Origin of the sequence: Novispirillum itersonii, from assembly GCF_014205675.1 — a bacterium.
GTDB classification, from domain to species: domain Bacteria; phylum Pseudomonadota; class Alphaproteobacteria; order Rhodospirillales; family Rhodospirillaceae; genus Novispirillum; species Novispirillum itersonii_A.
In genome coordinates this window covers 142,704-156,300 of sequence record NZ_JACIIX010000003.1, presented here as the reverse complement: position 1 = coordinate 156,300, position 13,597 = coordinate 142,704, and the positions used below count along the sequence as shown (strand labels likewise).

The following is a 13,597-nucleotide window of genomic DNA, read 5'->3' as shown; positions in this document are numbered from 1 at the left end:
GGGAAAGGGTGTGGATAGTGTGGAAAACAAGCTTTCCCCGGGCTGATCTGTTCCTTGATTCAGGGGATTCACAGTCTGAGGGGGAATTTGAGTCACAGCGGGATCAGTCGTGGGGTTAAAACAGGGACTGCGTGTGTGGATTATCCTCTTTGGAAGGAAAGGGCGGCTTATTCAGGGTCATTCCCTGTCTGTCCACAGCATTTATCCACAGATCCGGACGCGGGGAATGTCGCAGGATCAACCGGAGGCCGAAGCCGCGGTTTCCCCCGCTGCTGAAAATGAGGTATTCGAAGGGAGGAGAGAGTGTCTGTCCGGAAAGGAACGCCATGCCGGTCAAGAGCCTGAATCTGCATCTGGTTTCTGACTCATCGGGGGAGACGGTCTCCTCGGTCGCCCGGGCCTGTCAGGTCCAGTTTGAGGATGTCGATGTCCGGCATCATCAGTGGTGGCTGATCCGCACCAGGGGGCAGGCCCTGCGGGTGCTGGACAGTATTGCCGCCGCACCGGGGCCGGTGCTGTATACGGTGATGGATCCGGCGATCCGGGCCACTCTTGAGGAGGGTTTTGCCCGGATTGATATTCCCTATATCCCCATTCTTGACCCGGTGCTGTCGACGCTGTCGGCGGTGCTGGATCTGCCGATCCGGGGCAAGCCCGGGCGGCAGCATGTGATGGATGCTGAATATTTCCGCCGGATTGAGGCGATGCAGTTCACCATCGATCATGATGACGGTCAGGTGATCGATGGGCTGGAAAATGCCGATGTCGTGGTGTTCGGGGTTTCCCGCACCTCGAAGACACCGACCTGTATGTATCTGGCCAACCGGGGCCTGAAAGCCGCCAATGTGCCGGTGGTGCCCGGCATTCCCTTGCCGGAACAGCTGTTGACCCTACAGGGACCGCTGAAAGTGGGCCTGACGCGGGAACCGCGCAGCCTGTCTGATATCCGCCGCAACCGGCTGCGGATGATGAACCAGAGCGATGAAAACACCTATGCCGACGAGGAGAACGTCCGCGAGGAGGTTCTCGGAGCTCGCCGTCTGTTTTCCCGCCTTGGCTTTCCGGTTATTGATGTGACGCGGAAATCAATCGAGGAAGCGGCAGCGGCGATTTTGCAGCTGCATGCTGAGCATAAGCGCCGCCAGCAGGAAGAGCAGGCGGTACTGGAAGACCTGTCAGGATATCCAACATGACTGAAAGTTCCGGTGTCCCCCCTTTGATTCTGGCCTCGGGCAGTGCATCCCGTCGGTTGATGCTGGAAAGTGCCGGACTGGCTGTCCAGACTGTTGTTTCCGGTGTTGATGAGGACGAAATCAAGGCGGCGCTGAAAGCAGAGCAGGCCCCGGTTGAGGAAGCCGCCGTTGTGCTGGCGGAGATGAAGGCCGGTCGGGTTGCCCGCCGGTATCCCGGGGCTTTGGTCCTGGGGGCTGATCAGATGCTGGACTGTGACGGGGTCTGGTTCGACAAACCGCAGAGCCGGGCCGAAGCCCGGGAACAGTTACAGGCGCTGTCGGGGAAAACTCACCGGCTGATCAGTGCGGCGGTAATATTCCACAAGGGCGAGCGGATCTGGCATCAGATCGGTGAAGCCCGGATGAGTGTGCGGGCCCTGTCAGACTCTTTCATCGACGGCTATCTTGATCAGGCGGGCGAAGCGGTTCAGGCCACTGTCGGCTGTTATCAGATTGAAGGTCTGGGAGCCCAGCTGTTCAGCCGGGTACAGGGCGATCACTTTGTGATCCGTGGCCTGCCGCTGTTGCCGTTGTTGGAGTTTCTGCGTCAATGGAAGGTGGTTCCCGCATGATGATGACCGGAAAGGCCCGTCTGGCCGGGGTTCTGGGGTGGCCGGTCAGTCACTCGCAAAGCCCGCGTCTGCATGGTTTCTGGCTGGACCAGCATGAAATTGACGGGGCTTATCTGCCGTTGCCGGTGGCGCCCGAGCATTTTGCTTCGGCGGTCCGCAGTCTGATCCACCTCGGCTTCCGGGGGGCGAACGTGACGGTTCCGCATAAGGAAGCGGCGTTCCGGCTGTGTCAGGAACAGGGCAATACCCTGACAGCACGGGCCCGTCATGTCGGCTCGGTCAATACGCTGGTCTTTGATGCGGATGGGCATCTTCACGGCGATACCACCGACGGCTTCGGATTTGTGGAAAATCTGCGGGCCGGAGCTCCCGGCTGGCAGGCGGGCACCGGTCCGGCCCTGATCCTTGGCGCCGGTGGGGCGGCCCGTTCAGTGATCGCGGCGCTGCTGGAGGCCGGGTGTCCCGATGTGATCCTGACCAACCGCAGCCGGGACCGGGCAGAGGCTCTGGCCGCAGATCTCGGGGGGCCGATCCGGGTTGTCGACTGGGATCAGCGGGGACCGGCCTGTGCCGGGATTGCCCTGTTGGTGAATACCACCAGTCTGGGGATGACCGGTCAGCCGCCGCTGGAGATGGATCTGTCGGCTCTGCCGCAGTCAGCACTGGTGACGGATATTGTCTATGCCCCGCTGGAAACCGCTCTGCTGGCGGCCGCCCGGCTGCGGGGCAATGTGGTGGTGGACGGGTTGGGGATGCTGTTGCATCAGGCCCGGCCGGGGTTTGAAGCCTGGTTCGGTGTCGCCCCCGCTGTCACCGAGGCTTTGCGGACCCATATTATTTCGGGAAAGAAATAGCGGTCACTGATGAAAATCCTTGGGATCACCGGTTCCATCGGGATGGGAAAATCCACCGCCTGCCAGCTCCTGCGGTGTCTGGGGGTGCCGGTGCATGATGCCGATGCGACGGTTCACCGGCTGTATCAGCAGGGGGGCGCTGCGGTGCCCCTGATTGCGGCCCGTTTCCCCGAAGCGGTGCGGAACGGACAGGTGGACCGGGTGGCGCTGGGCCGGATGGTGTTTGGCAATCCGGCGGCCCTGCGGGTTCTGGAACGGATTGTCCACCCCTTGGTACAGGCGGAAGAGCGGGCCTTTCTGGCCCGGCATCGCCGTCGCCGGACGCCGGTGGTGGCCTTGGATATCCCCTTATTGTTTGAAAGCCGGGGGCAGCGCCGCTGTGATGCGGTGGCGGTGGTTACAGCCCATGCCCTGATTCAACAGCAGCGGGTTCTGGCCCGGCCGGGAATGACCCTTGACCGTCTTCGGCAGATCCGTTCCAAACAGATGCCGGATTCCGAGAAACGGCGGCGGGCCGATTATATTGTTCCCAGCGGATTGGGCCGGGGGGTGACGATCCGGGCGCTGAAGCGTATTCTTGCCGATCTGAACCGGCCCGGATAAGGCATGATCTGCAATGCGTGAAATTGTACTCGATACCGAAACGACAGGCTTTGAACCGTCCGAAGGCCACCGGCTGGTGGAAATCGGGTGTGTCGAGTTGGTGAACCATGTTGCGACGGGGCAGACTTTTCACAAGTATATCAACCCGGAACGGGAAGTGCCGGAGGAAGCGGCACGGGTGCATGGCCTGACCTGGGACATGCTGAAGGACAAGCCGCTGTTCTCTGATGTGGCGGCGGAATTTCTGGATTTTATCGGCGATTCTCCGCTGATCATCCATAACGCCGCCTTCGACATGAAATTCATCAACGCAGAACTGGCGTGGGCCGGATTTGCCACGGTGCCCTTTGACCGGGCGATTGACACCGTGCAGATGGCCCGCCGTAAGTTTCCCGGGGCTCCGGCCAGTCTGGATGCTTTGTGCCGCCGTTTCGGGATTGATAACAGCCACCGTGAGAAGCACGGGGCGCTGCTGGACTCCGAGCTTCTGGCCGAAGTGTATCTGGAACTGCGGGGAGGGCGTCAGCCGGGGCTGGTGCTGACCGCATCGACCGGGCCGGTGACAACAGCGGTGGAGCGGATGCGGGTTGACCGGCCTTATCGGGCACCCCGTCCGCATGCCCCCAGCGCCGGGGAGCAGGACCGGCACCGGGCTTTTCTGGCCAAAAAGGTCAAAGGGGCTTTGTGGGAGACTCTTCTGCCGGCAAAGCCGGAGGATGGGGCCGGATCCTCCTGATCCGATCAGGGAAGCAGATGGTGGAGAACCGCGCCTGAGGCCGCACAGACCGTCAGGGTTGTCACCGGCCCGCGCCGCAACAGCATAAACGCCAGCACAGTAAGCCCCAGGGCGACCGGTTGCAGGCTGATCAACTCGGGAACCGAAACCTCCACGGGGCCGAGGGTGACAGTCGTAACGGTGGCGAACAGAACGTGCAGCCCGAACCATAAGGCCAGCGTGCCGATCACCCCGACCACGGCAGCGGTCAGGGTGGTGAGTCCGGTGGCCAGAGCCCGGTTATGGCGCAGGGTTTCGACAAACGGCGCACCGAGAAAGATCCACAAGAAGCAGGGGGCAAAGGTCACCCAGGTGGTCAGCAGTGCGGCCAGACTGCCCCCAAGCAGGGGGGGCAGTGCCCCGGGATCGCGGTAACCGCCGAGGAAACCGACAAACTGGACCACCATGATCAACGGTCCCGGCGTCGTTTCCGCCAGCCCCAGCCCGTCAACCATTTCAGCGGTGGACAGCCAGCCGTAGCCTTCCACCGCCTGCTGGGCGACATAGGTCAGGACAGCATAGGCCCCGCCAAAGCTGACCACCGCCATTTTTGAAAAGAAAACCGCGATATGCTGATAGGTGCTGCCGGGCAGAAGGACGCTGAGGGCGGCGACCGGCAGCAGCCACAGACAGAGGAAGACGCCACCAACCCGCAGGGACCAGCCAACCGAGACCTGTGCATGCGGGGGAAGGGTCTCCCCCAGAAGGGTCCCGGAACCGGAGGGGGTGGACACCGCCGGGGCAGCAGAGTGTCCCTGCCGCCAACCGGACAGGACCCCCAGCAGCAAGGCGGCAAGGACCACCACGGGGAAGGGACTCTGGAACAGGGTCAGGGCCAGAAAGGCGGCGAGGGCGATCAGCCGCAGAAATCCGGTCTTCAGGGCCCGTCCGGACAGGCGGATCATCGCCTGTAACACCAAGGCCAGAACGGCGGTTTTCAGCCCGAAGAACATCCCTTCGATCATCGGGACCTGCCCGAACAGCACGTAGACCCAGCTGAGGCCAAGAATGGCAATCAGACCGGGAAGAATGAACAGGCCCCCGGCGATCAGTCCACCCTTCAGCCCGTGCATCAGCCAGCCGATATAGGTGGCCAGCTGCTGGGCTTCCGGGCCGGGCAGCAGCATGCAGTAATTCAGGGCATGCAGAAACCGTTGCTCACTGATCCAGCGCCGGTCTTCCACCAGTTCCCGGTGCATCAGGGCAATCTGCCCGGCCGGTCCGCCAAAGCTGAGCAGGGCAATCCGGGTCCAGACCCGGATTGCCGCAGAGAGGGAGACGGGATGATCGGTCATGGTCGGGGAATCCTGAGAGCATTATCTGCTCTGGGTACGGTCTCGGGGGACTGCGGGGCAAGCGCAGAGTCACCCGGTCATAAAACGATCATCAGGGAGAGGCCGGTTTGGCCGGGCAGGTTCCGTCGGCGATGGCAACGATCCATTTGGCGACCACGGCATTGATGGCATCGGTTTCCCACGGGATGATGAATTCGTGGTCATTGGGGAAATCGCGCGGTGCTTTGGGAGCCAGACTCAGATAAGTCACGAACTTATGGTCGTTGATATCGTTGAAGAAAAACTCCAGACGCGGCCGCTGGCCCTCGGCGCGGCGGTCGTCGGTGCCATAGGTGATGGCAAAGCCGTCCCCGCCGTACAGGCTGGCGGTCCGGCGGGCGAAACGCCCCTGATAGCACAGGGGATCCGCCTCCATCACCGCCTGAACCTGTGACGCCTCCGGGGGGACCGCCGCCGGGGGCGGAGCCTGTTCCGGCAAGACGGATCCTAGGTCCTGAACGGCAGCGGTCACGCCTTTCTGCGGCGGCGGCGGCGGAGCGTCTTCCGTTGGCGGGGGGGAATCGGTGGAGACCGAGCGGGCCATTTTCTCCACCGGTGCCGCTTCCTTCACCACGGTTTTGCGGGAAGGATCCTGTGCCTGAACCTTGGTGATCGGGGCTTTCTTTGCGACAGGGTCCGGTTCCGGATCCGCGCTGATCTTGACGTTCTGATAAAAGTACACGCCCCCCACCACCGCGCCGATGGCGAGGAGGGCACTCAGGCAGCCGATTGCACCGGCTTTGTCTTCTGCATCAAGGGCCATAGCTCAGTTGTGCCGTAAGTTGGGAAGCCCGTCCAGTCCTTCTCCCTGCCGTTGTGGCAGGAAGAGGAAGAGGCCGTCTCAGGGAGTCCGTCCGGCGGCACGGATCAGGGTTTCCGCCGACGCCCGCAGAAGGGCGTGTTCTTCGGGGCTGAGGATCGGCATGACAGTCCCAAGGATGCCATCAGCCCCAAGGATCCGGGGCAGCGACAGGGCAACCGGGCCGACCCCTTCAATCGAATCCTCGACCTGCGAAACCGTCATCACCGCCCGTTCATCGCGGGCAATGGCGCGGACCATCCGGGCCAGACCGGCCCCGATGCCAAACCATGTCGCCCCTTTGCCTTCGATAATGGTGTAGGCAGCGCGGCGGACGCCGTGATCAATCCGGGCCTTCACCACGTCATCCAGCGGCTTCCCCTGCTGTTCAGCCAGAGAGGCCAGCGGAACCGTGCCGATACTGGCAGAGGACCAGCACAGCACCTCAGAGTCGCCGTGTTCCCCCAGAACGCTGGCATGGATGGAATTGGGAGACACCCCGAGATGATCCGCCAGCAGCGCCCGGTAGCGGGCGGTATCGAGAATGGTACCGGACCCGATGCAGCGGTGACGGGGCAATCCGGAAACCCGCTGTGCCACTTCGGTCATCACATCCACCGGGTTGGTGGCGACAATCAGGATCGGGTTGGGGGTCACTGCCAGAACCTGCGGCAGGATCTCGGCAAAGACGGCGGTGTTGCGGTCCAGCAGTTCCAGCCGGGTTTCCCCCGGCTTCTGGTTGACGCCAGCAGTCAGGATGATGATCCCGGCACCGGTCAGGTCGCTGTAGGCACCTGCCTGAACCCGCACCGGGGCGGCAAACGGAGTGGCGTGCAGAATATCCTGCGCCTGTGCCACCGCCAGTTTTTCGCTGCGGTCGATCAGCACGACATCGCTGGCAGCCCCGCTGAGGGCGACGGCATAGGCGGCGGCGCTGCCGACCTGACCGGCCCCGATAATTCCGACCTTCATCTGACTCTCCCCATAAAGCTCTGTAGATCAGCCTAACGGATTACGGCGCGGGGAGGAATTCCCTTCTCCTGATCCTTTTGTGATACAGGGATACTTCAGCGCAGGGTGACGTCGGGCCTGCCATCCTGACGGTAACGGTCCCGCACCCACAGGCAGACCACAATTGCCAGCAGGCTGCCCATGATGGTGTCAGAGAGATAATGGGCCCCGACGGCGACCCGCGAAAAGGTGATCATCACAGCGATCACCGCATAGGCCGGGCGGTAGCGCGGATACACAAACCACAGGGCAGCCATCGCCCCGACAATCGCCTGAGAATGGCCGGACGGGAAGGAGTTATGGCCGGAGAACGGGTGGAAGCCGTAGAGGCCATCACTGAAGTAATACTTGGGCCGGGGACGGCCGAAGAGGAACTTCAGGACCTGTACCGCAATCCCGGAGGCTGCCAGCGACAGCAGGGCGAAGCTCCAGCTGCGGGCCCGGGTTCGCCACAGTTCGTGCGCGTCGGTGGTCAGGGCCAGACCGGCGGCGGCCATACAGATCAGCCAGCCGGCGGCAAAACCGATGTACCAGGGTCCGCCAAGGCCGATGTCGGTGATGATGCTGAAAAAGCCGCGCAGATCCTCTGACATCTTCAGGCGGAGGGTCTGCGACAGCCACGGATCCAGACCCAGAAACAGCGGCAGGCATCCGACCATTCCCCAGCCCAGAACCGCCAGACGCGGATGGCGGCGGCACCAGCCCTTGGTCAGACACAGGGCCTGATGGCCCTGACGGAATACGGCCTGAAACCGGGACGGGGAAGGGGACTGGTCCATCGGTCTGTCCTCCGCTGACGGGGCTGTGGGATTACGGGGCGGCCGGGGTCAGCAGATGCAGGCGTACCGGCTTGCCACGGGAATAGTTCAGGCCGGTGACAACACCGTGATCGGTGACCTTGAAGGTCGGGGGCAGGGCTGCGGTGAGCTGTGGCAGATCCGCTTCATTCACAACCGCAATGCTTTGCGGTGTTCCGGTCAGAAAGGCGGCGGCTCCTTCGGCGGAGGTCAGGCGGGTTTTGGTTCCGGTCAGGAACACCAGACTGGGTTCATGATAGCCCACCGCCGCCACGGCGGCCCCGGGGGCAACCTCGTCAATACGGCGGGCCACCGCTTCACTGACCCACAGATCCGACAGGTGCGGCCCGACCAGTGTCACCAGCGTGACCTGAGTCATCGCGCCAAGGGCCAGCGCCCAGATCAGAGCATTGAGGAAATGTCGCTTCAGCAGGTGCCACCAGACGGTCACCACCAAGGCCACGGCGGCCACCGCCGTCGGCACCGCCCACAGGGTAAAACCTTCCCCGTATTTGACCGGCAGCCACAGCGCAGCCCCGGCCACCGCCAGCCCGATCAGGCTCCACAGAGCGTACCACAGCCGGGCAGCTCCTCCGGCCAGACGGTCATAGGTTCCGTCCCGCACCGCCATCAGGGTGGCGGCAATCATCAGGATAATCGCCGGGTACATCGGCAGACTGTAATGCGGCAGTTTGGTCGGGATCAGTTCAAACACCAGCCACGCCGGTCCGGCCCACGCCAGCGCAAAACGCAGGCCGGGCAGGGCGCGTTCCCGCCAGCTGCGGGCAAGGGACGGCCACAGGAACAGGGATCCCGGCCACAGGGTCAGGGACAGCAGCAGCAGATAGAAGCCGGGAGGAGCCCCATGGCTTTCCTGCGCCCCCAGCAGTTTCGGCAGCAGGTCTTCCCGCACCGCCTTGCCAAGGAACTGGCCGTCGGTCTGGCCGCTGACCGCCGCCATCCACGGGGCCACCATCGCCACGGTGATGATGATCCCCATCACCGGGCGCAGGCCGTGCAGCCAGCCGACCCGGCGGTCGGCAACACTCAGGGTGATGACGGTCAGGGCGGTGATCATCGGAGTGACCGGCCCCTTGACCAGAATGGACGCCCCCATCCCCAGCCAGAAGGCGAGGGAGGCCCACGATGGGGCTGCCTTCCCGCCCCGGGACTGCATGTAAACCAGACCAAGGCAGCCCTGCACCAGCGTCGTCAGGGCCAGCAGGGTGGCATCGGTTTTGGCAAGGTGGGCCTCCACCGTCAGCATCAGGGTTCCGGCCATGGTCAGCGCCGCGATCATCCCGATCCGGCGGTCGAACAGACGGCTGCCGAAGAAGAAGGTCATCAGCACCGTGGCGAACGCCGCGAACAATGATGGCAGACGGTAGGGCCAGGCTTCCGTCTTGGCCGGGTGGCTGAAGGTATTCACCGCCGCCGCCTGCAACCAGTAGATCCCGACCGGTTTCTTGGCCCGCAGTTCCTCCTGAAACCGCACCACCACATAATCCTGACTTTCCGCCATCTGGCGGGTGGCCTGCATGAAGCGGGATTCATCCCGGTCCATGGCCGGCAGGCTGGTCTGGCCGGGCAGGAAGATGGCGGCGCAAACCACCAGCAGCAACAGATAGGGACGGAAGCCTTGAAGGATGGCCTGCACGAAACACCCCCGGGTCGGGATTTAAGGGACGGCGACCATGCCGGGGCGGACCGTCGGTCGCGGGAAAACAGGGTTCAACAACAGGCCACAGCCGGGGATGACGGGCATCTCCGGCTGTGGGAAGCAAGGATCAGGGAAGGGGCGGATTGCCTCAGACCGTCTGGTTCACACCGGCGGCAGAGGGGGTATCCGCTTCAGGGGTCCGGGCCGGACCACCCTTGGACACCACCACCATGGCCGGGCGCAGCAGGCGGTCCTGAATCAGATAGCCGTCCTGATAGACCATCACCACGGTCCCGCTGGGGATATCCGTCCGGTCCACTTCCTGCATCGCCTGATGGTGGTGCGGGTTGAACGGCTGGTTCAGGCTGTCAATGCGGCGGACCCCATACTTGCCAAGGGCGTTCTGGAGTTCCTTTTCCGTCATCTCCACGCCGACGGCGAGGGTGTTGAGATCGGTGCTGGCGGCGCGGGCGGCCTCCGGTGCGGCCATCAGGGCCCGGGTCAGGTTATCGGCAACCGGCAGCAGTTCCTTGGCGAAGTTGGACATCGCGTACTTGCTGTTGTCCTCGATCTGCTTCTGGGCCATGCGCTTGGCATTCTGGGTATCGGCCAGCGCCCGCAGATAGTCGTTCTTCAGCTGGGCCACTTCCGCTTCCAGCGCCGCGATCTTTTCTTCGGGGCTCTGCACGGGCTCCGCCGATCCGGCAGCACCTTCGGGGGCCTGTTCGGTCGCGGTGGCGGCAAGGATATCGTCGAGGGTGGAGTCAGTGGGATTGGTGGTCATGGTCGTTCTGCTGTTTTTACAAAGATCAGGGTGACTGTACGGGAAAGGGCGGGGCAGGGCCACCACCGAACCGCGTATCCGGTGAACCGCTGCCGGTTGACCGGGGAGGCGGCTAACCGATCATCCGGCCGATCACCTTGGCGGTATAATCGACCAGCGGGATAATGCGGGCATAGTTGATGCGGGTCGGGCCGATCACGCCGATGGCCCCGACAATCTGTTCCCGGCTGTTCTGGTACGGGGCGACGATCAGCGAGCACCCGGCGGCGCTGAACAGCTGATTTTCTGAGCCGATATAAATCTGCACGCCGTCAGCCCCCTGCACCAGATCCAGCAGGCGCAGCATGTGCTCCCGCGTTTCCAGCGCATCGAACAGGGTGCGGATCCGCTCCAGATCGCCGACGGCATGGACATCATTCAGCAGGTTGGCCTGACCGCGCACGATCAGGGCGGCATCGGATCCGGTTTCGCTCCAGGTGGCCAGTCCGGCCTGCACCACCCGGCTGGTCAGTTCATCCAGCTGGGCTTTTTTGGAATCGAGATCGGCAAGGACGGTGACCCGGGTTTCATCCAGCGTCCGGCCGTTGAGGTGGGTGCTGAGGTAATTGCTGGCCTGATTGAGGGCACTGGGCGGCAACCCGTGCGGCACTTCGATCAGGCGGTTTTCCACCACGCCGTCGGCACTGACCATCACCACAAGCGCCCGCCCCGGGCCGAGACTGACGAATTCGATATGGCGCAGGGCGTTTTCGCTTTTCGGGGCCAGCACCAGCCCGGCCCCCTGCGACAGGCCGGACAGCATCAGCGAGGCTTCGCCCAGCACCTGTTCAACGCTGCGCCCGGCACTGCGGCATTTGGTTTCCACCTCAATGCGTTCGTCATCACTCAGGCGGCCGACTTCCAGCAGCCCGGAGACAAACAGCCGCAGCCCCTGTTCCGTCGGCAGGCGTCCGGCCGAGGTATGCGGGGAATACAGCAGGCCAAGGTCTTCCAGATCCGCCATCACGTTGCGGACGGTGGCGGGGGAGACGCTGTCATGCATCAGGCGGGACAGGGTGCGGGAGCCTACCGGTTCGCCGGTCTGCACATAGGCATCGACGATAAGCCGGAGGACCTCGCGACTGCGCTCGTTCAGTTCGGCGATGGAGGTCATGGTGTCCGTGCAGATCCCGTGCGGCACATGGGTTCCGCCGGATGCGGTCCCCTGTTGGGAATGTAGTTGCGGGGAGGCGGGCCGTCAATTGCACGGCGTCCGCCGGGGCAGGCGGGAACCGGGAAAAAGTGCCGGTAGGACAATTCGCCGGTTGCTGGAGGCTGATGTGGATCGGTACGCTTTTTGGGACCGGAGAGACATCCGGATCTTTCATAAAACCAGAAACTGATCAGGGGCTTCACGATGAGACAGGGTAAAGCAAAGGCCGCACTGCGGGGCTCTCCGCTGGTGGCCGGGATGGCTCTGGCGCTGATGATGACCGGCCCGGCGCTGGCGCAGCAGCTTCAGCAGCCGGAACAGGGGACCGGACTGACGGTCAAGCAGGGGGCTGTGGCCCACCGGATGATGGTGGCGGCGGCCAACCCCTATGCGGTCAGCGCCGGGTATGATGTGCTGAAGCGGGGCGGCACCGCCATGGATGCCGCCGTTGCCGTCCAGATGATGCTCAATCTGGTCGAGCCGCAGTCTTCCGGCATCGGCGGCGGGGCCTTTCTGGTGTACTGGGACGCCAAAACCCGCAAGATGACCACCTATGACGGCCGCGAGACCGCGCCGCTGGGGCTGAAGCCGGATGTCTTCCTTGCCGCCGGGGGGAAGGAGAAGGAGTTCTATGACGCCGTTGCCCATGGTACCGCCGTCGGAACCCCGGGGACGGTGCAGGTCTTGGACAAGGCGCAGAAGGCCCATGGCCGCCTGCCGTGGGCCAGCCTGTTTGACCCGGTCATTGCGCAGGCCCGGGAAGGCTTTCTGGTTTCGCCGCGTCTGACGGCAGCGATTGCCGATGCCAAGGCCAAGGGCATGGACCGCTTTCCGCAGACCGCAGCCCTGTATCTGACCCCGTCGGGGGATCCGCTGCCGGCAGGCAGCAAACTGAAGAATCCGGCCTTCGCCGCCAGTCTGGAGGCGGTGGCCAAGGACCGTTCCGCCGGATTCTATCAGGGGCCGCTGGCGGATGCGGTGGTGTCTGCGGTGCAGGCGGCCGGGGGTGTGCTGACCAAGGCAGACCTTCAGGGCTATGAGGCCAAGGAACGGCCGCCGGTCTGCGTGCGCTACCGTGTCTATGATGTCTGCGGAATGGGGCCGCCGTCCTCCGGCGGGATGACCGTTGGCATGATCCTGAAGATGCTGGAACGCTTCGATCTGAAGACCATGGGGCCGAGCCCGATGGCGATGCATCTGTTTGCCGAAGCCTCCAAGGTCGCCTTTGCTGACCGTAACACCTACATGGGCGATGCCGACTTTGTTGATGTGCCGATGGGTCTGCTGGACAGCGGGTATCTGGCTGAGCGCGGGGCGATGATTGACCCGGCGAAGGCCTTAGCACCGGTGGCGGCCGGGGATCCGCCGCGGAAGCGGGCTGATTTTGCCGTGGACACCAATCTTGGCCGTCCCGGCACCAGCCATATCGTGATTGCGGACCGCTATGGCAACATGCTGTCGATGACCACGACGATTGAAGCCGGGTTCGGCAGCCGGGTTCTGGCCGGTGGGTTCCTGCTGAACAACGAGATGACCGACTTTGCCTTTACCCCGACCAAGGACGGGAAGCCGGTTGCCAATGCGATTGCCCCGGGCAAGCGGCCGCGCAGCTCGATGGCACCGACCATTGTGCTGAAGGATGGTCAGCCGGTTCTGGTGGTCGGATCTCCGGGCGGCAGCCAGATTATCGGCTATGTGGCCCGGACCATTGTCGGGGTGCTGGACTGGGGGATGACCCCGCAGGCCGCCATTGATATGGGCCACGTCATCAACCGCAACGGCAAGGTGACGGATCTGGAAAAAGGCAGCAGCGCCGAAGCCCTGAAGGCAGAGTTTGAGGCCAAGGGGCATGAGGTGCGGATCAGTGATCTGAACAGCGGTCTTCACGCCATTCAGATCAACCGGACGCCGGGCGGCAAGGTGACGCTGGTCGGTGGGGCTGATCCCCGCCGCGAAGGCATCGTCCTCGGCGACTGATCTTTCC

General features: G+C 63.6%; 13 protein-coding genes. 6 read left to right on the top strand and 7 right to left on the bottom strand.

Translation table 11 applies throughout. From position 1 onward, the window contains the following. The first annotated feature begins 326 nt into the window (after positions 1–326). The 5 genes from FHS48_RS05755 to dnaQ are packed head-to-tail and all read left to right on the top strand — an operon-like array spanning position 327 to position 3,997. A complete protein-coding gene (locus FHS48_RS05755) occupies positions 327–1,193 on the top strand; it encodes a pyruvate, water dikinase regulatory protein (protein WP_184262280.1) in 867 nt (288 codons plus the stop codon). After that, a complete protein-coding gene (locus tag FHS48_RS05750) occupies positions 1,190–1,804 on the top strand; it encodes a Maf family protein (protein ID WP_184262278.1) in 615 nt (204 codons plus the stop codon). Before FHS48_RS05755 ends, FHS48_RS05750 begins: the two co-directional genes overlap by 4 nt. Next, positions 1,804–2,658, top strand: coding sequence for a shikimate dehydrogenase (locus tag FHS48_RS05745; RefSeq protein ID WP_184262620.1), 855 nt, complete (start codon positions 1,804–1,806; stop codon positions 2,656–2,658). The genes FHS48_RS05750 and FHS48_RS05745 overlap by 1 nt, the downstream gene beginning before the upstream one ends. 9 nt (positions 2,659–2,667) lie before the next feature. Next, positions 2,668–3,261 (top strand): dephospho-CoA kinase, encoded by a 594-nt coding sequence (gene coaE, locus FHS48_RS05740; RefSeq protein ID WP_184262276.1) that lies wholly within the window; start codon positions 2,668–2,670, stop codon positions 3,259–3,261. 13 nt (positions 3,262–3,274) lie between these two features. Then, positions 3,275–3,997: a DNA polymerase III subunit epsilon gene (gene dnaQ / locus FHS48_RS05735; RefSeq protein WP_184262274.1), complete on the top strand. Its 723-nt coding sequence runs from the start codon at positions 3,275–3,277 to the stop codon at positions 3,995–3,997. A 5-nt stretch (positions 3,998–4,002) separates the two neighbouring features. Here the strand turns inward: dnaQ and chrA are convergent, their stop codons facing one another. The 7 genes from chrA to hrcA all read right to left on the bottom strand — a co-directional run bounded on the left by chrA (position 4,003) and on the right by hrcA (position 11,574). Then, positions 4,003–5,331 carry a chromate efflux transporter gene (chrA, locus tag FHS48_RS05730; RefSeq protein ID WP_184262272.1) on the bottom strand — a complete coding sequence of 443 codons (1,329 nt, stop codon included), beginning with the start codon at positions 5,329–5,331 and terminating at the stop codon, positions 4,003–4,005. A 91-nt stretch (positions 5,332–5,422) separates the two neighbouring features. Beyond that, on the bottom strand, positions 5,423–6,133 hold the full coding sequence (locus tag FHS48_RS05725; RefSeq protein ID WP_184262270.1) for a hypothetical protein: 711 nt from the start codon (positions 6,131–6,133) through the stop codon (positions 5,423–5,425). A 78-nt stretch (positions 6,134–6,211) separates the two neighbouring features. Then, complete coding sequence (locus FHS48_RS05720) at positions 6,212–7,141, bottom strand: L-lactate dehydrogenase (RefSeq protein ID WP_184262268.1); 930 nt, start codon at positions 7,139–7,141, stop codon at positions 6,212–6,214. Between the two features lie 95 nt (positions 7,142–7,236). Then, positions 7,237–7,959, bottom strand: a complete 723-nt coding sequence (locus tag FHS48_RS05715) for a phosphatase PAP2 family protein (protein WP_184262267.1) — start codon at positions 7,957–7,959, stop codon at positions 7,237–7,239. A gap of 31 nt (positions 7,960–7,990) precedes the next feature. After that, a complete protein-coding gene (locus FHS48_RS05710) occupies positions 7,991–9,634 on the bottom strand; it encodes an ArnT family glycosyltransferase (protein ID WP_184262265.1) in 1,644 nt (547 codons plus the stop codon). A gap of 151 nt (positions 9,635–9,785) precedes the next feature. Continuing rightward, entirely contained in the window at positions 9,786–10,421 is a 636-nt protein-coding gene (gene grpE / locus FHS48_RS05705; RefSeq protein WP_260402361.1) for a nucleotide exchange factor GrpE, read from the bottom strand. 112 nt (positions 10,422–10,533) lie between these two features. Further along, entirely contained in the window at positions 10,534–11,574 is a 1,041-nt protein-coding gene (gene hrcA, locus FHS48_RS05700; protein WP_184262263.1) for a heat-inducible transcriptional repressor HrcA, read from the bottom strand. 243 nt (positions 11,575–11,817) lie between these two features. Here hrcA and ggt point away from each other — a divergent pair, with 243 nt between their 5' ends. Next, on the top strand, positions 11,818–13,590 hold the full coding sequence (ggt, locus tag FHS48_RS05695) for a gamma-glutamyltransferase (RefSeq protein ID WP_184262261.1): 1,773 nt from the start codon (positions 11,818–11,820) through the stop codon (positions 13,588–13,590). Positions 13,591–13,597: the final 7 nt, after the last annotated feature.